Origin of the sequence: Nocardioides sp. Root682 (assembly GCF_001427795.1) — a bacterium.
In the GTDB taxonomy this organism is placed as follows: Bacteria; Actinomycetota; Actinomycetes; order Propionibacteriales; family Nocardioidaceae; genus Nocardioides.
In genome coordinates this window covers 887,991-911,639 of the sequence record NZ_LMHJ01000003.1, presented here as the reverse complement: position 1 = coordinate 911,639, position 23,649 = coordinate 887,991, and the positions used below count along the sequence as shown (strand labels likewise).

At 71.5% G+C, this 23,649-nt stretch carries 20 protein-coding genes; 4 read left to right on the top strand and 16 right to left on the bottom strand.

What is annotated here, in order from left to right:
• Positions 1–50: 50 nt before the first annotated feature.
• Both ASD84_RS19655 and ASD84_RS19650 read right to left on the bottom strand, forming a co-directional pair.
• Positions 51–1,475, bottom strand: coding sequence for an amidase (locus ASD84_RS19655; protein WP_056714110.1), 1,425 nt, complete (start codon positions 1,473–1,475; stop codon positions 51–53).
• Between the two features lie 27 nt (positions 1,476–1,502).
• The gene (locus ASD84_RS19650; protein WP_056714107.1) at positions 1,503–2,063 is read right to left on the bottom strand and encodes an NADPH-dependent FMN reductase; all 561 of its coding nucleotides are present in this window, start codon (positions 2,061–2,063) and stop codon (positions 1,503–1,505) included.
• 74 nt (positions 2,064–2,137) lie between these two features.
• Here ASD84_RS19650 and ASD84_RS19645 point away from each other — a divergent pair, with 74 nt between their 5' ends.
• Positions 2,138–2,725: a TetR/AcrR family transcriptional regulator gene (locus ASD84_RS19645; RefSeq protein WP_056714104.1), complete on the top strand. Its 588-nt coding sequence runs from the start codon at positions 2,138–2,140 to the stop codon at positions 2,723–2,725.
• A gap of 28 nt (positions 2,726–2,753) precedes the next feature.
• Here the strand turns inward: ASD84_RS19645 and cimA are convergent, their stop codons facing one another.
• The 3 genes from cimA to ASD84_RS19630 all read right to left on the bottom strand — a co-directional run bounded on the left by cimA (position 2,754) and on the right by ASD84_RS19630 (position 6,640).
• Entirely contained in the window at positions 2,754–4,370 is a 1,617-nt protein-coding gene (cimA, locus tag ASD84_RS19640; RefSeq protein ID WP_056714100.1) for a citramalate synthase, read from the bottom strand.
• 144 nt (positions 4,371–4,514) lie between these two features.
• Positions 4,515–6,185, bottom strand: coding sequence for a serine/threonine-protein kinase (locus tag ASD84_RS19635; protein WP_235531232.1), 1,671 nt, complete (start codon positions 6,183–6,185; stop codon positions 4,515–4,517).
• A gap of 53 nt (positions 6,186–6,238) precedes the next feature.
• On the bottom strand, positions 6,239–6,640 hold the full coding sequence (locus ASD84_RS19630; RefSeq protein WP_056714093.1) for an MmcQ/YjbR family DNA-binding protein: 402 nt from the start codon (positions 6,638–6,640) through the stop codon (positions 6,239–6,241).
• A gap of 50 nt (positions 6,641–6,690) precedes the next feature.
• Between ASD84_RS19630 and ASD84_RS19625 the strand changes: the two genes are divergently transcribed.
• Entirely contained in the window at positions 6,691–7,461 is a 771-nt protein-coding gene (locus ASD84_RS19625; protein ID WP_056714088.1) for an alpha/beta fold hydrolase, read from the top strand.
• A 9-nt stretch (positions 7,462–7,470) separates the two neighbouring features.
• Complete coding sequence (locus ASD84_RS19620) at positions 7,471–10,581, top strand: ATP-binding protein (protein ID WP_056714086.1); 3,111 nt, start codon at positions 7,471–7,473, stop codon at positions 10,579–10,581.
• Position 10,582: 1 nt separating this feature from the next.
• Here ASD84_RS19620 and ASD84_RS19615 read toward each other — a convergent pair whose 3' ends face one another.
• The 5 genes from ASD84_RS19615 to ASD84_RS25205 all read right to left on the bottom strand — a co-directional run bounded on the left by ASD84_RS19615 (position 10,583) and on the right by ASD84_RS25205 (position 15,083).
• Complete coding sequence (locus ASD84_RS19615) at positions 10,583–11,425, bottom strand: ABC transporter permease (protein ID WP_056714082.1); 843 nt, start codon at positions 11,423–11,425, stop codon at positions 10,583–10,585.
• Positions 11,425–12,414: an ATP-binding cassette domain-containing protein gene (locus tag ASD84_RS19610; RefSeq protein ID WP_056714079.1), complete on the bottom strand. Its 990-nt coding sequence runs from the start codon at positions 12,412–12,414 to the stop codon at positions 11,425–11,427. The genes ASD84_RS19615 and ASD84_RS19610 overlap by 1 nt, the downstream gene beginning before the upstream one ends.
• Positions 12,415–12,636: 222 nt before the next feature.
• Positions 12,637–13,725: a branched-chain amino acid aminotransferase gene (locus ASD84_RS19605; RefSeq protein ID WP_056714970.1), complete on the bottom strand. Its 1,089-nt coding sequence runs from the start codon at positions 13,723–13,725 to the stop codon at positions 12,637–12,639.
• A gap of 69 nt (positions 13,726–13,794) precedes the next feature.
• Complete coding sequence (locus ASD84_RS19600) at positions 13,795–14,901, bottom strand: 3-isopropylmalate dehydrogenase (protein ID WP_056714076.1); 1,107 nt, start codon at positions 14,899–14,901, stop codon at positions 13,795–13,797.
• A gap of 11 nt (positions 14,902–14,912) precedes the next feature.
• Entirely contained in the window at positions 14,913–15,083 is a 171-nt protein-coding gene (locus tag ASD84_RS25205) for a hypothetical protein (RefSeq protein ID WP_156392238.1), read from the bottom strand.
• 399 nt (positions 15,084–15,482) lie between these two features.
• On the opposite strand from ASD84_RS25205, the gene ASD84_RS19595 reads away from it, so the two are divergent.
• Positions 15,483–16,052 (top strand): O-methyltransferase, encoded by a 570-nt coding sequence (locus ASD84_RS19595; protein ID WP_056714073.1) that lies wholly within the window; start codon positions 15,483–15,485, stop codon positions 16,050–16,052.
• On the opposite strand, the gene ASD84_RS19590 is transcribed toward ASD84_RS19595, so the two are convergent.
• The 6 genes from ASD84_RS19590 to ASD84_RS19565 are packed head-to-tail and all read right to left on the bottom strand — an operon-like array spanning position 16,026 to position 23,643.
• Positions 16,026–16,925 carry an SDR family oxidoreductase gene (locus tag ASD84_RS19590; protein ID WP_056714068.1) on the bottom strand — a complete coding sequence of 300 codons (900 nt, stop codon included), beginning with the start codon at positions 16,923–16,925 and terminating at the stop codon, positions 16,026–16,028. The two genes, ASD84_RS19595 and ASD84_RS19590, sit on opposite strands and share 27 nt — an antisense overlap.
• A gap of 24 nt (positions 16,926–16,949) precedes the next feature.
• Positions 16,950–17,708 (bottom strand): FHA domain-containing protein, encoded by a 759-nt coding sequence (locus tag ASD84_RS19585; protein WP_056714065.1) that lies wholly within the window; start codon positions 17,706–17,708, stop codon positions 16,950–16,952.
• Positions 17,705–18,991, bottom strand: coding sequence for a vWA domain-containing protein (locus tag ASD84_RS19580; RefSeq protein ID WP_056714062.1), 1,287 nt, complete (start codon positions 18,989–18,991; stop codon positions 17,705–17,707). Before ASD84_RS19580 ends, ASD84_RS19585 begins: the two co-directional genes overlap by 4 nt.
• Positions 18,984–20,141 carry a zinc-ribbon domain-containing protein gene (locus ASD84_RS19575; protein WP_082574089.1) on the bottom strand — a complete coding sequence of 386 codons (1,158 nt, stop codon included), beginning with the start codon at positions 20,139–20,141 and terminating at the stop codon, positions 18,984–18,986. Before ASD84_RS19575 ends, ASD84_RS19580 begins: the two co-directional genes overlap by 8 nt.
• Positions 20,138–22,534, bottom strand: a complete 2,397-nt coding sequence (locus tag ASD84_RS19570) for a serine/threonine-protein kinase (RefSeq protein WP_056714059.1) — start codon at positions 22,532–22,534, stop codon at positions 20,138–20,140. The genes ASD84_RS19575 and ASD84_RS19570 overlap by 4 nt, the downstream gene beginning before the upstream one ends.
• Positions 22,531–23,643: a hypothetical protein gene (locus ASD84_RS19565; RefSeq protein ID WP_056714968.1), complete on the bottom strand. Its 1,113-nt coding sequence runs from the start codon at positions 23,641–23,643 to the stop codon at positions 22,531–22,533. The genes ASD84_RS19570 and ASD84_RS19565 overlap by 4 nt, the downstream gene beginning before the upstream one ends.
• Positions 23,644–23,649: the final 6 nt, after the last annotated feature.

Below are 23,649 nucleotides of genomic sequence, written 5' to 3'. Positions count from 1 at the left end.
CGACCGCGAAACCCACGCACCTCGAGCGCGAAACCCACGCACCTCGCGTGTCACCAGAGCGGCGGGCGGCGGTCCTTCCACGGGGCGGCGGCCTCGACCTGGGCGGCGAGGGAGAGCAACAGCTCCTCCTCGGCAGGACGGGCGGCGAGCATGATGCCGACCGGGAGGCCGTCGGGGGTGTGGTGCAGCGGGAGCGAGATGGCCGGCATCCCGGTGACGTTCCACGCGGACGTCCACGGCGTGAACCGCTTCTGCGCCTCGAAGTCCGCAGCCGGGTCGTCGTCGTCGCGCAGCGCGCCGACGGGCAGCGGCGGGGTGGCCAGGGTCGGCGTGAGCACGATGTCGTACGGCGCCAGCGCGACCAGCGCTTCGGCCGCGTACCGCCGCAGCTGGCCGAGCGCCAGCCCGAACTCCGGCGCGGAGATCGCCGCTCCCCGATCGCCGAGCCAGCGCGTCAGCGGTCGCAGCGTCCCGCGCTGACCAGCGGACAGCGGCACCGTCGACAGCGCGGTGAGCACCGCCCAACAGGTCTCGAAGACGGGGACCGCCTCGCGCGGCATCGGCACGTGCACGCCCTCGACGGAGTGCCCGAGGGACGTCAGCAGGGCGATGGCGGACTGGTAGGCGCGGCGCACGTCCGGGTGCACCTCGATGTCGGCGATCACCGGTTCGTCGAAGCAGGCGATCCGCAGCCGACCGGGCTCGCGCCCCACCGCGGACAGGAAGGTGCCGGACGGCTCGGGCGCCCACGACGGGTCACCCGCTCGACGTCCTGCGAGCACGTCGAGCATCGCGGCCGCGTCACCGACGGTGCGCGCGATCGGCCCGGAGACGGCGAGGCCCACCGGGTCGCCGTACATCGGGAACCCGCTGATCCGGCCCCGGGTCGGCTTGAGGCCCACCAATCCGCAGCAGGAGGCCGGGATCCGGATCGAGCCGCCACCGTCCGACCCCTGGGCGACGGGCACCAGGCCGGCCGCGACGGCAGAGGCAGCGCCACCCGACGATCCACCGGCCATCCGGGTCACGTCCCACGGCGTCACCGCAGGTGGGCGCCCCTCGGGCTCGGTGTAGCAGGGCGACCCGAACTCGGGGGTGCTCGTCTTGCCGAGGCTGACCATGCCGGCCGCCTCGATCGCCAGGGTCACCGCGTCCGAGACCTCGGGCACGTAGCCCGCGAAGGCCGGCGACCCGAAGGCGGTCGGCACCCCCGCCGTCAGGTTGAGGTCCTTGATCGCAGTCGGTACGCCGGCGAGCGGTGACGCCCCGTCGCCCACCGGCCCCACGGCGGCGACCTCGCGGGCGCGCAGCCGCGCGGCATCCGGGTCGCGATGCACGAACGCGCCGTCGACGTACTCCCGAGGGAGACGCGCGGCGCGTTCGAGGTAGTGCTCGGTGAGCTCGACGGGGCTGATCTCGCCGGAGCGGATCAGCTCCCCCTGCTCGAGGGCGGTCAGGTCGTGCAGTTCGGCCACGCCCCGACCGTAGTCCTCAGGGGGAGGTCAGGCTGCGGTGACCTCGGGGGTGAAGCCGGCGAGGTCGCCGAGGGCGGCGACGAACTTCGCGATCGTCTCCTCGTCGCTCGACGGGTCGGTGCCCCAGGCGTACGCGTGGGCCAGGTCGACGTCCTCGACGACGACGGCGCCGGCCACCCCGGCGGAGCGACGGGTGTCGTCGTGGGCCCACTTGCCGCCGAACTGGCCGACCGAGGTGCCGACGACGGCGAACGGCTTGCCCTTGATGGCACCCTCGCCGAACGGGCGCGACGCCCAGTCGATCGCGTTGTTCAGGACGGCGGGCATGGTGCCGTTGTACTCGGGGGTGATGACCAGGACGCGGTCAGCGGCGCCGATGGCGTCACGCAGCGCGGTGACAGCAGCGGGGGCGTTCTCGCCGTCCACGTCCTCGTTGTAGAAGGGGATCTGGCCAAGACCGTCGACGATGTCGATGGTCACGCCGGCAGGCGCCTGGTCACGGAGGACCTCGGCGAGCTTGCGGTTGAGCGAGTCGGCACGGAGGCTGCCGACGAGGACGGCGACGCGGGTGGTCTCAGAAGTAGTCATGCCGGTCGAAACGGACCGCGGTCCGTTTCTATTCCGGGTCCCGGAAAACTTTCGCCAACTAGGCTGGGTGAGCCATGTCGAAACCCATCTCCCTGCTCACCACGCCGCCGACCGAGCGACGTGATGCCGCGCGCAACCGCGAGGCCCTGCTGGTCGCGGCCAGCGACCTGATCGAGGGCTGCAGCGTCGAGGCCGTGACGATGGAGGCGGTGGCGGCGAAGGCCGGCGTCGGCAAGGGCACGGTGTTCCGGCGCTTCGGCAGTCGCGAGGGCCTGATGGCCTCCCTGCTCGACCACGCCGAGAGCGAGTGGCAGGCGGCCGTCATCGGCGGACCGCCACCGCTCGGCCCCGGGGCACCGCCGATGGAGCGCCTGCTGGCGTTCGGCGAGTCCCGGATGCACCTGCACCTCCAGCAGGGCGCGCTGATCGACGCCGCCGGTCGCACCTGGGGCGAGAACTACGCCGTCACCGGCTTCGTCACGATGCACGTGCGGATCCTGCTGGCCGAGCTCGGCGTCGAGGGCAACCTGCCGTACCTCGCCACCGCGCTGGTCGCGCCGCTCTCGCTGCCGGTGCTGCGCCAGCAGTTCGGACCCGCCGAGATGAGCGAGGAGCAGGTCCTGGCCGGCTGGGAAGAGCTGGTACGACGCGTCGTCGGCTGAGGTCGCGACCGGCTCGACCGGCGACGAGTCAGCCCGCGTGGTGGCGCAGGATTCCGAACGTCAGCGCGTCGACGAGGGCTTCCCACGACGCCTCGATCACGTTGGCGCCGACGCCGACGGTGACCCACGTGGACTCCCCGTCGGTGGTCTCGATCAGCACCCGCGTGATCGCGTCGGTGCCGTGGCCCTGGTCCAGGATCCGCACCTTGAAGTCGATCAGCTCGAACTTCGCGATCTCGGGAAACGCCTGTCCGATTGCGGAGCGCAGCGCCTGGTCCAGCGCGTTGACCGGACCGTTGCCCTCGCCCGTGACGACGAAGCGAACTCCGTCGGCCTGCAGCTTCACGGTGGCCTCAGAGACGGCCTCCTCGCCCGGCTGGGCGTGGGTCAGCGTCTCGGTGATGACCCGCCAGCTCTCGATCTGGAAGTACGACGGCCGCTGGCCCTCGACCTCCTCGGCGAGCAGCAGCTCGAAGGACGCGTCGGCGGCCTCGAAGGTGTAGCCGCGCGACTCCATCTCCTTGACCCGGGCGGTCACCCGGTTGACGATCTCCGGCGAGTCCGACAGGTCGAAGCCGAGCTCCTTGCCCTTGAGCTCGATCGACGCGCGACCGGCCATCTCGGACACCAGCAGCCTCATGTCGTTGCCGACGCCGGCGGGGTCCATGTGCTGGTAGAGGTCCGGGTCGATCTTGATCGCGCTGGCATGCAGGCCGGCCTTGTGGGCGAAGGCCGACGTGCCGACGTACGGCTGGCGCGCGGCGGGCGGCACGTTGGTCACCTCGGCGACCGCGTGCGCGATCCGGGTCGCTTCACGCAGCAGTCCGGGCGGCAGCACCTGGCGGTCCAGCTTGAGCTCGAGGTTGGCGACCACGTTGACGAGGTCGGCGTTGCCCGTGCGCTCGCCGTAGCCGTTGATGCAGCCCTGGACGTGCGTCGCACCCGCATCGACGGCGGCGAGCGTGTTCGCAACGGCCAGCCCCGTGTCGTTGTGGCAGTGGATCCCGACGCGGACGCCGGCCGTCTGCACGACGTCGTTGACGACGTCGGCGACCCAGCCGGGGAGCATGCCGCCGTTGGTGTCGCACAGGGCGATCACCTCGGCGCCGGCGTCGTACGCCGTCCGCAGCACCTCGAGCGCGTAGTCGCGGTCCAGCCGGTAGCCGTCGAAGAAGTGCTCGGCGTCGAGGAAGACCTGCTGGCCCTCGGCGCGCAGGTGGCTCACCGTGTCGCGCACCATCGCCAGGTTCTCCTCCGGCGTGGTGCGGAGGGCCTTCTCGACGTGGCCGATGTGGGACTTCGCGACGAGCGTGACCACGCTGGCGCCGCTGTCGCGCAACCCGGCGACCTGCGGGTCGTCGGCGGCGCGGATACCGGCCTTGCGGGTGGCTCCGAAGGCGGTGAGCCGCGCGTGCTTGAGGTCGAGCTCGTGGACGGCGCGTCGGAAGAACTCGGTGTCCTTCGGGTTCGCGCCGGGCCAGCCGCCCTCGATGAAGCCCACGCCGAGACCGTCCAGGTGGCGGGCGATCGCGAGCTTGTCGGCGACAGTCGGGTTGAGGCCCTCCTGCTGCATGCCGTCACGCAGCGTCGTGTCGTAGACGTGGAACGCGCCGTGCAGGTCGAGCGGCTGGTCGAGCTGGTTCATCGAATCCCTCTGTTGGTCATGACCCGGGCAAAACAAAAGCCTCCCGAGAACGAGAGGCTGGCGCGTCCGACGTGCGGACGCGCTACGTAATGATCGTGGTGCTGGTCACGGACCCAGTTTGCCACGAAACATCGGGACGCCGGGTCAGAGTCCGAAAGGCCCGTTCGACCACGGGACCCAGTGGGTGCCCTGACCGGCCACCAGCACGCCGAGGACCGCCGAGACCGCGAGCAGACCGGCACAACAGAACAGCCAGGGCAGCGTCGGGCGACAGGCCGGGTACAGCACCCGCGCGATCGGCGAGCGGAACCGGCTGGCGCCCGGTCCCGACCACAGCGCGACGCCCAGTGTCGCGCCGCAGGCCATCAGGGTGCTCGGCACGTCGAGGGCGAAGGCGTAGCAGATCAGGCCCGCCGCGAGCCCGAGTCCGGCACTCCACGCCACCAGGACGACCGTGCCGGTGATCGCGCGGACCAGGTGCCACGGGCTGGTCGTGATGAGGCGGAGGCCGTCGTACCACTTGATGCCCCGGACGGTACGACGATCCGCGACCGCCGAGGCGGCGAGCGACCCGGCGCGCAGCAGCCACACGGCCAGCACCACCGCGAGCGTGGCGATCCACGGCGCCGCGGCGAACCCGGCGCCGAGCGCGATGGCCGCCACCCCGATGGCCGTCCAGCGGCGCAGCCGCTCCCCCAGCGGCGCCTTCGGCTGGGGCGCGAAGGGAGCGTCCGGATCGAAGCCGTGCGCCTGGTCCCACTCGCGCTCGATCCGGTCCATCACGGTCGGCGGGGGCGGCAGGTGGACCGCCGTCCCGGGAATCGTGAGCGGCAAGGGTGCCACCACCGACAGCGGCGGGGGCGGCGGGTACTCCTCAGCGATGGTCCGCGGTGTCGGCGGCGCAGGCGGCGACGCCTGGGCGGCCAGGGCCAGCGGCAGGGTGAAGTCGTCGTCGACCGGGGCGTTCGTCGCGAACACCCCGCCCGGGGGCGCCACCTGCGGGAGCTCAGGGCGGGTGCTCAGCGGGCGGATCCACGCCAGCACCTCCTCCAGCAGCGGACGCTCCAGCGGATCGGGGTTCAACGCCATCGCGAGCACGTCGGCCAGCGGTTGCTCGATGCCGGACAGGTCGTGCTGACCGCGGCGGGTTCGGTCCATGATCGCCATCGCCGGCCCACGGCCGTACGGCGCACGCCCGGTCGCGGCGTACGCCACGGTCGCTGCCCACGCGTGCACGTCGGCAGCGGGGGTCGCGTCGTCGCCGTACAGGATCTCGGGCGCGAGGTAGCCGGGTGTCCCGAGCAGCCAGCCGGTCTGGGTGAGGCGGATGTCGTCGGCGACCCGGGCCAGGCCGAAGTCGATCAGGATCGGGGTGCGGCCCTCCATCAGCACGTTGCCGGGCTTGATGTCGCGGTGCAGCACGCCGACGGCGTGCACCGCGGCGAGCCCCTCGGCCAGGCAGCCCGCGAGCCAGTGCAGGTCGCGGCCCTCGATCGAGCCCTCGGCCGCGACGTGCTCGTGGAGCGTGAGCCCCGGGACGTAGCGGGTGACGACGTAGGGAATCTCCGCCCACGGGTCGGCAGCGAGCATCTCGGCCACCCAGGGGCTGCGGATCCGGGTCAGTGAGCTGACCTCGCGCGCGAGGCGGCCGCGGGCCTCCTTGTCACCCACGATCTGCGGTCGCAGGACCTTCAGTGCGACCCGGCGTCCGTCGGGGCCCTGGGCGAGGTGGACGATGCCCATCCCGCCTTCGCCGAGCTGCGTCAGCAGCGAGTAGTCGCCCACGCGAGTGGGCGCGCCACTCTCGGGTCGCATCGTCACGAACCGAGATTACCCAGCCGTGCGCCACATCAACGTCACCGTGAACGTCAACCGCGCGCGTCGAGCTCGGCGACCAGCCGCTTCGAGGCGATCCGGCGGTACGACGCGTCCGCGAGCTCGGCGATCTCGGTCCAGTCGATGTCCGGTGCAGCCAGGTCGATCGCCCGGCCGCCGTACGGCCCGTAGTAGGCGGGCACGAAGAAGCGCTCGTCCTCGTCGATCGCGGGCAGGTCGACGCTGTCGGGGGTGAAGATGAAGGCGCTCGGCACCATCCGGTGGTCGCCGGGACTGAGCTTTTCGGAGCCCCCGTAGACCGCGAAGATCTTGCCGGCGCGGAAGGTGGGCCGACCGTGGCTGACCTTCTCCTCGGCGCCGGGCAGCGCCAGGCAGATCCTCCGCAGCTCGGCGAGGCCCGGGTCGTCGTCGCTGAACATGATCGGGTGCGCCATGGGGACAGTGAAGCACCGCGCATCGACCCGCCCCCGTGCCACGATGAGCCATGTCGTTCCTGGACCTCGGCACCGGCGATGCCGTGCTGTTCATCCAGACCGGCCTGGGCGCGGACGAGCTGCTGCCCCTGGCCAGCGAGCCGGCCCTGGCGGGCCGGCGGCGGATCCTCCAGCACCGCCGGGGATACACCGGGCGTGGACCCGAGGTCCCGGGCTCCATCGCGCGGGATGCCGCCGACTGTGTCGCGCTCCTGGAGTCGCTCCACCTACCGGCCGTGGACGTCGTCGGCTACTCCTACTCCGCCGCGGTCGCCCTGGAGCTGGCCGCACACGCTCCCGGCCTGGTCCGCACCCTCACTCTCGTCGAACCGCCGCCGCTGATCACCAGCCACCACGACGACTTCGTCGCGGTCTGCGTGGACCTGATGTCCCTCTGCGCGGAGCACGGGCCGGACGCGGCGCTGGACGCCTTCTGGGACCGGACCACCACGCCCGAGTGGTGGTCCGCCCTCGAGCACCAGGTGCCCGACGCCCGCCTCCAGATGCGCCGGGACGCCGCGACCTTCTTCGACCAGGACCTTCCTGCCCTGCTGGGCTGGGACTTCACCGCCGAGGACGCCCTGCGGATCGGCTGCCCCGTGCTGCACGTCGGGGCAGCCGAGAGCGGTCCGTGGTGGGCGGAGGTCCGCACCACCGTGCTCTCCTGGTTCCCGGCCGCCACCGATGTCTTCGTGCCCGGTGCCGATCACGGACTGGTCGTCACGCACCCGGCACAGGTCGCCGCGGCGCTCGCCACCTTCTGGGGTGCAGCCGCCTCCTAGACTGCCGACGTGCCCTTCCGCCTGACACTTCTCGACGGCGTGCAGTGGGACGGTACGGCGATTCCCGGCGATCGCCCGCAGGCACTGCTCGCCGCGCTCGTCGACGCGGGGCGCACCGTCGGCACCGACCGGCTCGTCGACCTCGTCTGGGGCGAGGACGTCCCTGCCAATCCCGGCAAGGCACTGCAGGTCCTGGTCTCCCGGGTCCGATCCGTCGTCGGCGCCGAGACGCTGGTCACCGAAGGAGACGGCTACCGGCTCCAGGTCGCCCCCACCCAGATCGACGCGCTGCACCTGCGCCGCTGCGCGCAGCTCGCCCGGAAGGCACTGTCCGACGACGCACCGGCAGCGCGCGCACACGCGGAGGAAGCCCTCGCCCTCGCGCCCTCGGGCGTCGCCGACGCCGAGAACGGTCCCCTGGCCGAGGTCCGGCGCCGGGCCACGGACGACCTGCGCACCGCCGCACTGGTGCGGGCCCGTGCTCTCGAACGGTCGGGCCAGCACGCCGAGGCGCTGCCCCTGTTGGAGGCCGCCTCCGACAGCGCACCCAACGACGAACCACTGCTGGTCGACCTCCTTCGCGCCGAGGGCGCGGTGCGCGGTCCGGCGGCTGCCCTGGATCGCTTCGAACGCCACCGGCAGAGAGTCCGCGATCGCACCGGAGCTGATCCCGGCCCGGACCTCCAACGCGTGCACCGCGAGCTGCTGGCGCTGGACAGCCCGGTCCGGGAGGGCCTGCGGTACGACGCCGGGCCGCTCCTCGGGCGCGACGCCGACCTGCGCACCATCGGTGCGCTGCTCACCAGCGCACGAGTCGTGTCGATCGTCGGGCCCGGCGGGCTCGGCAAGACGCGTCTCGCGCACACGGTCGCGCGCGCCGCGACCCAGCCGGTCGTCCACTTCGTCGAGCTGGTCGGCGTCACCGCAGCCGAGGACCTCATCGGCGAGGTCGGCTCGGCGCTCGGTGTCCGCGACTCGGTCAGCGGGCGTCGTACCCTCACACCGGAGCAGCGGGCCGACGTACGGGCCAGGATCGCGCAGCACCTCGACCAGGCGCCCACCCTCCTGGTCCTCGACAACTGCGAGCACATCGTGGACGCGGTCGCCGACCTGGTGGCGTTCCTGGTGGCGACCACCCGTGAGCTGCGGGTCCTGACGACGACCCGCTCGCCGCTCGCCATCGCGGCCGAGCACGTGCACCTGCTCCCCCACCTGGGCTCCGACGACGCGGTCGAGCTCTTCTGCACCCGGGCGGCCGCAGCACGACCAGGGGTCCGGCTCGACGAGGTGGACGTTCGCGCGGTGGTGGACCGCCTCGACGGCCTGCCGCTGGCGATCGAGCTGGCTGCCGCCAAGGTCCGGGTGATGCACCCGGCCGAGATCGCCCGCCGGCTCGACGACCGCTTCGCCCTGCTCCGCGGCGGGGACCGCAGCGCACCGGACCGGCACCGCACCCTCCTGGCCGTCATCGACTGGTCCTGGAACCTGCTGGAGGAGCGCGAACGCCGCGCATGGCGATACCTCTCTGCCTTCCACGACGGGTTCACGCTCGAGGCCGCCGGCGCCGTCCTCGGCGACGACGCGCTCGAGACCGTCGAGGACCTCGTCGAGCAGTCGCTGCTCGTCGTGAGCGACACCGACGACGGCACGCGCTTCCGGATGCTCGAGACGGTCCGCGAGTTCGGCCGCCTCCAGCGCGAGGCCGCGGGCGAGTCCGGCAAGGTGTCGAACGCGTTGCAGTCGTGGGCCGTCGACCTCGCGAGCCGCGAGGGTCGACGGCTCTTCAACACCGACCAGGTCGAGGCGATGGACCGGCTCCGCGAGGAGGAGACCAACCTCGCCGACATCCTGAGGGAGGCCATCGGCGCGGGTGACCAGGACGCCGTGGCCGTGCTGTTCGCGACCCTCGGCGGCTACTGGTCCATCAGCGGCGACCACTTCCGCAGCATGGCCGTCGCGCCTGCCGTGGGCCGGGCGCTCGACGGGTGGGAGGTGTCGCCGGCTCTCACCGACACCGCCCGCTCCGCGCTGTGCGCCACGTTGTTCAGCGTGCGGTTCACCGGCTCCGGCGGGGCCGAGCAGCTCACCGGACAGCTGGAGGCGCTCGGTCACGACACCGCACATCCGGCCTTGGCTGCCCTGGTGCGGGTCACCCTCGCCCAGACCGAAGGCGTCGCCACCGACCTGACCCACCTGATCGAGGATCCCGATCCGTGGGTGCGCTGCCTCGCGCTGCAGTGGGCGGCCCATCAGTGGGAGAACAACGGCGACCCCGGCGGCGCCGTCGATGCCCTGCACCAGGCGCTGCCGCTGGTCCATGTCGAGGAAGGCCCATGGCGGCGAGCGATGATCGACGCCCAGCTGGCCGAGCTGCACGCACAGCTCGGCGACGCCGAGCGCGCGGCCGAGCACGCGCTGCTCGCCCTGCCGGTGCTCGAACGGCTCGGGGCCGTGGACGACGCGGTCCAGAACCGGGCGATCGTGGCGACCTCGACGATGATCCGCGGCGACCTGTCGGGGGCTGCCTCCCAGATCGCCGAGCTTGCCGCACTCGCGCCCACGGGCCTGCCCGGCGGAGACGTCGCGATCATGCGCACCCGCGCTGAGCTGGCGCTCGCCACCGACGACGTCGCCGAGGGACTGCGGCTGCACCGGGCGGCCGCCGAGGCGAGCCGGGCGATGCGCCTGCCCGGCTCGGAGGAGCAGGTCACCCCGTGGGCGATCTCGGGTGAGGCCGCCGCCGTTTCGGCCTTCGCCCTCTACGGTCACGGCGACGACGGCAGCGATCTGCAGGCGTCACTGGCGGCCAAGGCGCTCGGCGCACTGGACCCGGAACAGCCGTTCATGGACTTTCCCGTTGCGGGACTGGTGTTGTTCGGCCTCGGCCTGTGGGCCCTGTTGCGCACCGACGGTCCGGCCCCCGACGCCGTACGGGTCCTGGTGCTGGCAGACCGGTTCTCCTACTACCGGTTCGCCCCGACGATGCAGTGGGACCGGGCGCAGGCGTTGTGTGCGGAGCACGCGCCCGGCGTCCTGGCCGCCGTCGAGGCCGAGTACGGCGAACGGCGCGGACCCGACCTCCTGGTCGAAGCCCGCGCCGCCGTCGGACGCATCCTCTGAGTCACATCTTGCGGAAGTAGGTCCGCACCGCCAGCGGGGCGAAGACAGCGACCACCACGGCGCAGCCGAGCAGGGCCCAACCGACCTGGACGGTGACGTTGCCGTCGTTCATCAGGTCACGCACCGCGGTCACCACGTGCGAGACCGGGTTGATCTTCACGAAGGCCTCGAGCCAGCCCGGCAGCGTGTCCATCGGGACGAACGCGTTGGACAGGAAGGTCAGCGGGAACATGATCATCATCCCGATCCCCTGCACGGCCTGCGCCGAGCGCGCGACCGTGCCGAGCCAGGCGAAGATCCACGACAGCGACCAGCCGGCGAAGATCGTGAGCGCCCAGCCGGCGAGAACACCGAGGACGCCGCCGCCCGGGCGGTAGCCCATCGCGATGCCGACGAGGATGGTGATCGTCGCGGCGGTGCCGTAGCGGATGAGGTCCGCGAGCATCGGTCCAGCCAAGGGGGCGATGCGCGCGATCGGCAAGGACTTGAAGCGGTCGAAGACGCCCTTGTCCATGTCCTCGCGCATCTGGGTCCCCGTCGCCATGCACGCGGTCAGTGCGGTCTGCGCGAGGATGCCCGGGATGATCAGCGGCAGGTAGTCGGCCACGGAGCCCGAGACCGCACCGCCGAAGATGTAGGCGAACATCGCGGTGAACAGGATCGGCTGCAGCGTCACGTCGAAGAACTGCTCGGGGTTGCGGCGCATCTTCTTCGTGGCGCGCCACGCCATGGCCAGGGTCTGGTTGACCGTGTCGCGCAGGGAGGGCCGGGCGGCCAGGACGCGATCGGCGCCCGGTGCGGCCGGCACGGCGGTGGTGGGAAGGTCCGGAAGCAGGGTGGTCATCAGGCCACCTCCTCGTGGTCGTCGGCGTGGTCGTCGGCGTGGTCGTCCTCGGCGTGGTGACCGGTCAGGGTCAGGAACACCTCGTCGAGGGTGGGTTGGCGTACGGCGGCGGTGGTGATGTCCACGTCGCCCTGGCGCAACGCGATGAGGACGTCGGCCGTGCGGTTGGCATCGGTGAGGGCGATGTTGAGTCCGCCGGCCTCCGGGGTCAGCACGGGCGCCTCTCCCAGCACCCGCTCGACGATCGACGCGGCCCGCGTCGTCTGGTCGCGGTCGGCCACCCGCAGGTGCAGGGTCGAGCTGCCGACGCTCTCCTTGAGCTGGTCGGGCGTGCCCTCGGCGACCTTGCGGCCGCGGTCAATGACGGCGATCCGGTCGGCGAGCTGGTCGGCCTCGTCGAGGTACTGCGTCGTCAGCAGGATCGTCGAACCCTGGGCCACGAGCTCGCGGATCGTGTCCCACATCTGGCCGCGCGTGCGCGGGTCCAGACCGGTGGTCGGCTCGTCGAGGAAGATCAGCGGCGGCCGGGCGATCAGCGACGCTGCGAGGTCGAGCCGGCGTCGCATGCCGCCGGAGAAGTTCTGGATCTGGCGGTCGGACGCCTCCTCGAGGCCGAAGCGGCCCAGCAGGTCAGCGGCCGTACGACGCGCCTGCCTGCTCGACTGACCGAGCAGACGGGCGAACAGGACGAGGTTCTCGGTACCGGTCAGGTTCTCGTCGACCGAGGCGTACTGCCCGGTGACGCCGACCAGCTGACGGATCCGGTGCGGCTCGCGGCGTACGTCGACCCCGAAGATCTCCGCGTGCCCACCATCGATGGGCAGCAACGTGGCGAGCATCTTCAACGTGGTGGTCTTGCCGGCGCCGTTGGGGCCGAGGACGCCGTAGATCTCGCCCTGACGGACTTCGAGGTCGATGCCGTCGACGGCGCGGAACGCGCCGAAGGTCTTCACGAGACCGGTGGCGTGCACTGCAGGGGTGGCAGTCATGGTTGCTCCTTCGCGGCCGGGGATCGACCCGGCTCATGGAAGGAGCGTGCTGGCTGCCGGTTTCACCGCGGCATCACCGCGGTTTCACCGCCGACAGCCACCGTCGTCTTGCCGCCAGACCAAGGAAGGACCTACGAAAGACAACCGCGGCGCGGCAGCGCGGCGGGAGCGAAGCTCCGGCAGCTTGCTGCCCCCCACCGAAGCGAAGACGCTCTCGCGCAATCAAACGACTTCGTGCATCCAGCCGAAGGTGTCCTCGGCCCGACCCAGCTGCACGCCCACGAGCGCCTCGCGGATCCGCTTGGTCAGGTCCTGGCTCGGGGGCGCCGGCACTTCGCCGTCCTTGGTCTTCAGCGATCCCACGGGCGTGACGACGGCGGCAGTGCCGCAGGCGAAGATCTCGGTGATCCGGCCGCTGGCCACGTCGGCGCGCCACTCGTCGATCCCGAAGCGGCGCTCGGTGACCTGGTGGCCCATCTTGCCGGCGAGCTCGATGATCGAGGCACGCGTGATGCCCTCGAGGATGGTGCCGGTCTCGGGCGTGACGATCGAACCGTCGTCGTAGACGAAGTACATGTTCATCCCGCCGAGCTCCTCGACGTACTTGCCCTCCTGGGCGTCGAGGAACACGACCTGGTCACAGCCCTGGGCGTAGGCCTCCTGCTGGGCGACCAGCGAGCTGGCGTAGTTGCCACCCGTCTTGGCCGCGCCCATGCCACCGCGACCGGCGCGGGTGTAGTCCTCGGTCAGCCACAGGGTGACCGGCTTGATGCCGCCCTTGAAGTAGGCGCCCGCGGGGCTCGCGATCACCATGAAGGTGACGTGCTGCGCGGGCCGCACCCCGAGGAACTTCTCGGAGGCGAACATGAACGGGCGCAGGTAGAGGCTCTTCTCGCCACCGTCGCTGTTGTCCGGCACCCAGCGCGCGTCGACCTTGACCAGGGCCTCAACGGCCTGCACGAAGTCGGCGGGGTCGAGCACCGGCAGCGCGAGGCGGTGGCTGGACCGCTCCATCCGCGCCGCGTTGGCCTCGGGGCGGAACAGCCAGATCGAGTCGCCATCTTCACTTGGGTGCCGGTAGGCCTTCATGCCCTCGAACGTCTCCTGCGCGTAGTGCAGGACGGCCGCGGCCGGGTCGAGGGTGATCGGCCCGTAGGGCGTGATCCGGGCGTCGTACCAACCCTTTTCGGGGGTCCATTCGACGGTGAACATGTGGTCGGAGAAGTGCACGCCGAAGCCCGGGTTGGACAGGATCTCTGCCAGCCGTGCGTCGTCGGTCTGTTCCGCAGAAAGGGTGGTGGTGATCTGCATGGTCACGAGATTAGTCCTCTGGGGTCGCGGGTGGGAGAAGCAGGCCGGGCCGCGCCGCAGAGGGCGCGGTCAGCCGGCTACTCGGGCTGCGATCGCGTCGCCCACCTCGGGCGTACGACGCGACTGGCCCGGCGTGCGCGCAGCAAGGTCCGCCAGTACGGCGGTCTCGATGCGGGCAGCGGCCTCGGGGTGGCCGAGGTGGTCGAGCAGGAGCGCACCGGACAGGATCGCGGCCGTCGGGTCGGCGATCAGCTGGCCGGCGATGTCGGGTGCCGAGCCGTGGACCGGCTCGAACATCGACGGCGCGGTGCGGTCGGGGTTGACGTTGCCCGACGCGGCCAGGCCGATGCCACCGGTGATGGCGGCCGCCAGGTCGGTGATGATGTCGCCGAACAGGTTGTCGGTGACGATCACGTCGAAGCGCTGCGGGTCGGTGGTCAGGTAGATCATCACGGCGTCGATGTGGCTGTAGTCGGTCGTGACGTCCGGGAACTCCTTGGCCACCTCCTCGAACAACCGCCACCAGACCGAGCCCGCGTTGACCAGCACGTTGGTCTTGTGGACCAGCGTCAGCTTCTTGCGCGGGCGCTTCCGGGCGCGGGCGAAGGCGTCGCGGATGACCCGCTCCACGCCGAAGGCCGTGTTGACCGAGACCTCGGTCGCGACCTCGGCCGGCGTGCCGACGCGCAGCGCGCCACCGTTGCCGGTGTAGGGACCCTCGGTGCCCTCACGGACCACGACGAAGTCGATGTCTCCCTTGCCGAGGACGGCTTCGGACAGAGGCGACGTCGCGCCGGGGAACAGCTGCGACGGACGCAGGTTGACGTAGTGGTCGAGCTCGAAGCGCAGGCGGAGCAGCAGGCCACGCTCGAGGATGCCGGGCGGCAGGTTGGGGTCGTTCGGCTTGCCGCCGACCGCGCCGAGCAGGATCGCGTCCTGGCCGCGGATCTCCTCGAGAACGCTGTCGGCGAGCACCTCACCGGTCGCGAGGTAGTTCTCGGCACCGAGGTTGTACTGCGTCTGGGCGAACTTCACCTCGGCGGGCGCGGCCACCTCGAGCACCTTGAGCGCTTCGGCGGTGACCTCGGGACCGATGCCGTCACCGGGGATGACGGCGAGGTTGACCTGGCCGGTCGAGGAGGTGACGGAGCCGGCTGCAGCAGAGGATTCGGTCATGTGAGGAGAGATTAGTTGTCGTCGGGGCGCGCGTCGTCGCCGTCTCGCAGGGCAACCGCCGAGAACGGGTCGCTGTCGAGCAGGGCGCTGTGCAACGGGTGCTCTGGATCGTGGCGGGCGGGGCCCCAGTCCGAGCCGGAGGCCGTCGAGGTGCGGTGCGTGGTGGTGGCGGTGGTGAACATGGCAGGTCTGCTTCCGGATGGGTTCGCCCTGGCGTCCCCCACCGCGGCGGGTGGGCGTCAGCTCGTGGGTCTCACGGGAGTCGACTGCGTCGGGGCTACGGATCGCGTCTCTTGCCGATCGGTGGGCCCGCCGCGGTGCGTCGGAGATGCGCCAGGGCTTCGATTCTGATGGTCGAAGGCCCGGGGGCGGAGGATCATGGGATCGCCGCAGTCACCGCGGCGAGGTGGCCTTCTTCAGGCCTCGCCGCGGCAGCCGATTACGAGAAGGGCGCCACGCATGATGGGAGAACGATAGCCGCACGATGCGGTGTGTGTCAGGCCGATCCCGCCATGCGGTCAGGTTTCGGCATGCGAGATCGCCGTCACAGCATCTGAGACACCGGATGTAAGACTCGTTGCATGAGCGCGCCCCCCGACTTGCCCGGTGTGGTCAGCCGCGCCTTCGACGTCTGCCGGCGGGCGGGTTACGTGGCCTTCTGCCGCAACGAGACCGGTCGGCTGCTGGCCACCCTCGCCGCGACCCGCGAGGGGACGATGGCGGAGTTCGGCACGGGGTGTGGCGTCGGTACGGCATGGCTGCGCTCCGGCGTACGCAACGACAAGGCGCGGATCATCACCGCGGAGCTCAACCCGAAGCTCGCGGCCGCAGCGTCCGAGATCTTCACCGACGACCCGCTCGTCGACGTCCTCGCCGCCGACTGGTCGACGTTGATGGACAAGGGCCCGTTCTCGCTGCTCTTCCTCGACTCCGGCGATCCGACGGCCGTCGCGGTCGACAAGATCGCCGACCTCATCGAGCCCGGCGGCATCGTCGTCCTCGACGACTTCTTCCCGTGCGAGATGTGGCCGCCGATCACCGGCGGTCGGGTCGACACCCTGCGCGAGCAGTGGCTGACCGACGAGCGGTTCACCACCGTCGAGGTGATGGTCGCGGCCGACGCGTCAGCCCTGATCGCCACCCGACGCTGACCGCTCGTCGTTCGCGACGTTGCGGGCGCTGGTGGAGCGCCCCAGGGCGCGGACCTCGGCGTCCATGCGCGGCAGGATGTCGGGCACCAGGCGCAGGATCGGAAGCGCGCCGACCGCTGAGTTCACCACGTTGCGGTTCAGGCCCACGCCACGGACCCAGCCGGGGCAGTAGACGTGGCGCGAACGCTTGTCGATGCCCTTGATGAACGCCTTCACGCATGCGTCGACACCGGTCGTGCGGTTGAGCGGAGGAGGCAGCTTGCTGACCAGCTCCTGGAACGTCGGCAGGTCGGCCTTGGCGTCCTGGACGAGCGGCGTGTCGATCCAGGACATGTGGGCACACCCGACGGCGATGCCGCGGTGCGTCACCTCCAGCCGGAGGGCGTTGGCGAAGTGCTCCGCGCCGGCCTTGCTCGCGTTGTACGCCGCCAGCCCGGGGGCTGCCGCGAACGCCGCCAGGGACGACACGACGAGCAGGTAGCCCTTGCTCTCCTCCAGCGCGGGGATCGACGCCCGCGCCGTGTTGAAGACACCCACCACGTTGATGTCGAGGGTCCGCTGGAAGGCCCCGGGGTCGATGGCCATGACCGAGCCATAGCTCGCGATCCCGGCATTGGCGAGGACCGCGTCGAGCCTCCCGAACTTCTCGACGCCGGCCGCGACCGCTGCCTCCATGGCGGCGAGGTCGCACACGTCGGCCACGATCCCGAGGCACTTGTCGGCGCCGATCAGCTCGACGGCCTCCTCGAGCGCCGGTGCGTCGAGGTCGGTGAGGACGAGCTTCGCGCCGCGTCCGGCCAGCGCCTTGGCCGTCTCGAGCCCGATGCCCCGGGCGCCGCCGGTGATGAAGATGACCTGCTCAGTGATCGCCATGAGGCGATCGTGGCAGAGTTCCCCTCAGAATTCGCCGGGTGTGGCCCTCCGGACCACCAGTCGGGTCCAGGCACCGAGGTAGACGCGGCCGTCCGGCCCGATCTCGCGCTTCTCCCCCGCCGGGAGCGGGTCCTTGGGCAATGAGCCGATGGTGCCGAGGTAGGTGCCGTTGGAGGAGCCGAGGTCCTCGACCCACCAGCGGGTGCCGTCGGTGGTCAGCTGACAGTGCCGGCGGCTGATGCCGTTGTCGGCCACGAGGTCGATGTCGGGGTGGATGCCCCGGCTGCGCGAGGTGCGGCCCACGAGGATCGACGTCGTCCTCAGCTGTACGACGGTCGGTACCCCCGCTGACGGCAGCGGGTCCGTGGACTCCTGGTCGGCGTACCAGTCGGGGTCGATCCAGACCTCGGCCACCCAGCCGTCCTCCAGGGGCGGTGCGATCGGGGCGTCCGCCGGCGCAGCAGGTTTCGCCTCCGGCGTACCGCTGGGACCGGAGCCGCCGGACCCGAGGTCCAGGATCGAGTCGATCGTGGGTGGCGTGAACGGCCGCGGCATCGACCCGGTGGTGAAGTCGTAGCCGCAGGCCTCGCAGAACAGGGCGTTCGGCGGGTTGGTGGCTTGGCAGTTCGGGCACGCGGTCGCTCCGGCGTCGGGCTCCGCGGGGGCCGCGTCTCGAGACGGTTGCTGCGCAACCTCCTCGACGGGCGTGGCCGGGATCGGCAGGCCGCAGACGTCGCAGTAGTCGTCGGACGCCGAGTCGTGCCCCGACGGGCAGGTGCTCATGAGGGCTCCTTGCGGATCCGTGTGGTCTTCGTCGAAGCCGTGTCGAGGGCCATCTCGTCGGCCTTCTCGACGGCCCGCTTCAGGCGCACGGTGCCTTCCTTCTCGTTCTCGACGTCGACGACCTTCTTCAGCTTGCTGGTCGCCTCGTCGTTGCCGGTCTCGGCGGCGAGCTGCACCGCACGACCGAGCTTGGTCGTCGCGGTCGCCTCGTCACCAGCGGCCTTGGCCGCCAGGCCCTCCTGGATCATGTCGGCCAGCTCGGCCTGCCCGGTGTAGTGGGCAACCTGCCGGTCGATCTTGGCGGTGAGCTCGGAGTTGTTGGACCAGGTCGCCTTCACCAGCGCCTGCGTCACGACGTCGTCGCCGAGCGCGAGCTGCACGCGGGCGGCCAGCTGCTCCTGGCCGATCGCCTTGGCCGGGACCCGGATCGCGACGTGGTAGTCGCGGGACTCGTCGGCCCAGGCACCCGTCGGGTAGTCGCCGGTGAGCGGGTTGACCGGCGTACGACGGTTGGTGAGGTCCTCGACGGTCGGCGAGACCTGACGGACGAACAGCACCTGCGAGCCCTGGGGTGTCCAGACCCGCAGGGACGCGTCCGCGACGCCGCGCGACATCGCGGCGCGCATGATCTCCTGGAACTGGGCCTTCATCTGGTCGGGGCGCGGAATGATGTCGACGGTCCCGAGCAGGGCCTGCGAGATCCGCCGGATCTCCGCGACCTGCCAGTCGGTGCCCGCACCGCGGCAGTCGGCCTGGAAGTAGCCGGTCGCACGCTGGATGGCCTCGTCGAGGCGACCGGGCCGCTCGCGGTTCTCGCCGTCGGTGAGCAGGAGCACGTGGCGCTGGGTGGCCTCGGGCACCGAGTTGAACAGCTGCCCGGCGAGATCGAGCCAGGTGCTGATCGCCGTACCACCGCTGCCGACGAAGCGGCCGATGGCGGCCGAGGCGTCGGCCCGCGCGCGCTCGTCCATCCGGATCATGCCCGGGCCGCTGGCGACCTGCGGGTAGGCCAGCATCGCGCGGTCGGCGCCCGCGATCACGGCGAACCAGGTGCCGTCGACGATCTCGGCGACCGCGGCCTGCGCGGCGTCCTTGGCGGCGGCCATCGTGGCCGGCCCCATCGAGCCCGAGGTGTCGACGATGATGATCTCGCCGGCAGCACCCGACCCGGACTGCCCGGCCGTGCCGGCACCCTTGCAGGTGATCGTCACGATCGCGTTGACGTCGGTCCCCCCGTCGGCGAGGAACTCGTTCTGGTAGACGGCGGCGGTGAACTCAGCCATCGGTCGGCTCTCCTCCTGGGGTGCCCGACTCGGCGGGCGTTGGGGTCTGGTCATTGTGCCCGAGGCCAGTCTGGTCGACAGCGACATCGACCCGGGCCAGTGCTGCAGTGATGTTGTCGTGGCCCCCGCAGGCGTTGGCGTACGCCACGAGGGCGTTCGCAACGGCTGCCGGATCCGACGAACCCGTCGCGCGGACCTGCTCGGCCATCGCCTCGGGGCTGGAGCAGTAATTCCACAAGCCGTCGGAGCAGGCCAGCAGCCAGCCGGACTCGGTGAGCTCGAGCGTGCCGCCCGTCGGGACGAAGTTCTCCGAGTCGCGACCCAACCACTTGGTGATCGCATGCGCCTGGGGTCCGGTCTCAGCCGCTTCTCGCGACATGCCGCCGGCCATCTGTTCCTGGGCGACGGAGTCATCGACGCTCAGCTGGACCGGCGTGCCCGCGTCGGGCAGCCAGTAGGTGCGGGAGTCGCCGATGTTGGCCCAGCTGACCTTGCGTCCCTCGAGGACCGCCGCGCTGAACGTCGCAGACGCGGGGTTCGTCGAGTCGGGGTCGGTGACGGCGATGATCGCGGTGTTCGCGGCCGCCGCAGCATCGGCCAGCACCTTCGCCCCCGCTGCCTGACGGCCCTCCGTCGTACCCATGCCGGCAGGGAGGGGCATCCGCAGCACCTCGCGCGCGGCGCGGGCGCCGGCCAGCGAGGCGACGTCGGAGTCGACGGAGTTCGAGACACCGTCCATCACCACGAGCACCGCACGGGAACCCGGCTCGGCGCCCGCGAGCAGCGCCATCGAGTCCTCGTTGCGGGCCTTGCCGACTCCCTTGTCGCACACGCCGGCGACCCAGGACGCGGGCTGTTCGCTGAAGTGGTCACGTTCGCTGGGCGCCTTGGTGCCGCACTTGAGGCAGTAGAGGTCCGGTCCGACCTCTCCCCCGCAGTCGACGCACGGACGACGGCCCGCGGGCGGTGGGTCCGGCAGCGACGACGCGGGCTTGCGGGTCGGCGCACTGATCGGTGCGTCCCCCAGCGGGTGGTCGTCGACGGCCGTCACCGGCGCGGGTACGACGTCCGGCTGGCCGAGCTGCGCCCCACAGCTCTCGCAGAAGCGGGCACCGGCGGCGACCGAGGCGCCGCAGGAGGGACAGGTCACGTGAGGCTCCAGTTCCGGACGGCGTTGGCCTGGTTGACCAGGGCCACCCGCTCCTTGAGGTCGATGCTGTCACGCGCCAGGGAACGCAGGGCGTTCTCCAGTCCGTCACGCACCCCGGCCTCGGTCGCGGCGACGGAGCCGATCTTCGCGCCGGCAGGCACCTTGGCTGCCCCGGAGACGACGGGCAGTGCCTCACCGAGGATCCGCACCGTGAAGCGCTGGCGGGTCTGGCCGTCGACGCTGGAGGTCTCGATCGTGCGCATCGCCTGGTCGAGCACGGCAATGTCTTGTGCACCGCCGGACAACAACACCTCGGCACGCTGCTGGCGGCTCTCGGTGTAGCCACGGCTGGTCGTCGGCACCAGGTCCAGCGCCGCGACGGCGCCAGCGGTGTCCTTGCGACCGGCCCGCACGCGGGCCATGCCGAACGCGGCGGGCGGGACGTAGGCGGCATCCGTGGACGCGCACACCTGGTAGAGCCCCTCGGACACCTCGGGCAGACCCCCGCGCTCACACGCGAAGGCGAGCGCGAGCTTGGGCGCGAGCTCCCCGGGCACCTGCTGGTAGACGGCGTTGAAGGACGCCTTGGCGGTCTCCCAGTCCTCGGCCTGGACGGCAGCGAGGCCCTCGATCCACAGCGCGCGCCACTCCCACGGGTCGTCGGAGAGCAGCGACTGCGCGTGGGACTTCGCGGCGACCGGGTCGACGAGGTCCAGGGAGGCGCGAGCCCGCGCGAGCCACACCTCGGCGCTGTCCTCGGGCGCCTGCAGCAGGTCAGCGAGCCGCTGCTTCGGGTCCTCGGCGCTGATCGTGGTGAGCCAGCTGTACTGCGGGTCCGTCGAGTCCTCGCGCAGCTTCGGCAGCTGGCTCCACTCGGTGATCGGACGGGCGGTCGCAGGCGACTCGAAGAGGACGGATGCCGCCGACGTGCTCGCCGTACCCTGGCGGCGGCGGGCGACGACCTCGCGCAGCACGCCGAGGACCTGCGTGCGCAGCTCGTCGACCGACGCGAACCGGTCGGCCGGATCGGGAGCACAGCACTTGGCCAGCAGGTGGTAGAGCGAGTCGTACTGCTGGAAGAGCGGCGTCGCGTCGACCGGCGGGAGGCTGTGCAGGTAGGTGCCCTGGTAGCCGCGGAACTCCATGGTGAGCACGACGAGCGTGCGCCCGATCGTGTAGATGTCGGAGGCCACCGTCGGGCCGACCTCGGCCACCTCGGGGGCCTGGTAGCCGACCGTGCCGTAGATCGCCGACTCCTGGTCGTCGATGCGCCGCACGCCGCCGAGGTCGATCAGCTTCATTGCGTCGCCGACCTGGATCATGTTGTCGGGCTTGAAGTCGCAGTAGACGAGGCCGAGGTCGTGGAGGTACTGGAACGCCGGCAGCAGCTCGAGGATGTAGGCCAGCGCCTGGTCCACCGGCAGCGGGTCGTACTCGCCGTTGTTGGCCGACATCCGCTGCTTCAGGATCTGCTTGAGCGACTTGCCGCCGACGTACTCCATGACGATGTAGCCGGCGCCTTCGTGGGTCACGAAGTTGTAGATCTCGACGATGAGCGGGTGCTCGACCTGGGCGAGGAACTGCTGCTCGGCGATGGCGGCGGCCAACGCATCGGGGTCACCGGAGTTGAGCAGGCCCTTGAGGACCACCCACCGGTTGGAGACGTTGCGGTCGCGGGCGAGGTAGATCCAGCCGAGGCCACCGTGGGCGAGCGCACCGGCGACTTCGTACTGGCCGGCGACCAGGTCGCCCGACACCAGCTTGGGCGTGAAGGAGAACGGCTGGCCGCAGTTGGGGCAGAAGCCCTCGCTCCGGCCGGGCGTGCCGTCGATGCTGCGACCGACGGCCTTGCCGCACTTCGAGCAGCTCCGCTTGTCCTCGGGGACCTGCGGGTTGGCCATGATCGCCTTCGCGGCATCCACCGGCGGTGCGGGCGGTACGACGGTGAGGCCGGCGCCGAGTCGCGCGGACCGCATCCGCTGCGACCCGGTGCGGGTGCGTCGGGTGGCGAGGCTTCCGGTCGAGCCGGCGCGCTTGGACCCGATCGCGGCCGACTGCACGCGACTGGCGGCCGTGGCCGCCGTACCCTCGCGGCCCGACAGGGGCTGGGACTCGTGCAGGGCGGCGACCTCGGCCACCTTGGCGCCCGGCACGGCCGGCGAGCCGCAGACGTCGCAGTAGCCGTCGAGGATCCGGCCGGTGCAGCCCGGTTGTTGGCAGGTGTTGGCGGCTCCGGACGTGGCGGCTCCGGAGGTGGCGGCTGCCGAGGCGGCCGGAGCGGCGGCGGGCACGGGCGACGCCGTACCACCGGTCCCGGCCATGCCGCACACGTCGCAGTAGCCGTCGACGATGCTGCCGGTACAACCGGGTTGGGTGCAGGCTCCAGCGCTCATGGGGTGCTCTCCTTGGTCAGCCAGGTCTGGTAGGTCGTGACGAGTTGCCGGGCCACGGCCATCGGTGACGGGCGCCGTTCGAGGAGCGCACGGGCAGCGCGCTCGCTCTCGACGAGATCGGGGTGCGTGGCCACGCCCGCGGCGCGGGCCTTGGCGACGTACGCATCGAGCAGGGCGACGAGCTGCGTGTGCTCGTCGAGCGCGTCGGAGTAGGCGTGCTGGACGACCTCGAAGGCCTGCGAGACCCGGTCGAGGCGCTGCAGGTACGGGACGATCTCCTCGGGCGTGACCGGGACCGGACCGAGCAGCTCGACGTCCGGGACGGCGTACCGCGGTGCGGGATCGACGGTCGCGACGCAGGTGGCCGCCAGCTTCTCCAGCGCGGCCTCGCGCGCCTCGAGGTCCGCGCGCAATTCACGCGCCGACAGCACCTGGCTGCGGGCGTCGCGGCGGCGCGCGTTGCCGACGATGAGGTCGCGCTCGAAGGTGGTCGCCTCTGCCTCCAGCGGACCGAGCAGACCACCGACGTCGGCACCCCGCTCGGCGCGGCCGGCCACGTCCTGCAGGCGGCTCATCAGACCGGCGAGCGTGTTGACCGCGTCGTCGCGCCGGGTGGCCGGCTCCAGGCCGACCTGGTCACGGATCCGCTCGAGCTGGGCGCGCAGCTCGCGGATCCGGGCGGCCGATTCGTCGGCGCCGGGGACCAGCGCGAGCCGGCTCCGCAGCTGGCCCGTCAACGCGTCACACAGCCGCCCCGCTTCGGGCAGCGAGACCGCCAGCCCGCCGGGCAGCTCGGTCGCGCCGTCCAGGCGCCCCCAGATCAGCGCCGAGATCCGCTCCCGCTCCTGGGTGAGCACGCGGCCGCCGTCCCACGTCGCGGAGACCAGCTGGTAGCGGTCCGAAGTCGCCTTCCACAACGCGAGCGCGAGCGACATGTCGCCGGTGAGCTCGGCCCCACGGCCCGCACCGAGGGCGGCCTGGTCGAGCTCGTCGAGCTCGGAGCGCCGGGCCCGCAACCACGCGTCGAGCTCGTTGAGGTAGCGCTGGATCGCAGCAGGATCCAGCGCGTCCCCGAGCTTGCCGGGCGCGATCGGCGCGGTGGCGGTCATCGTGGT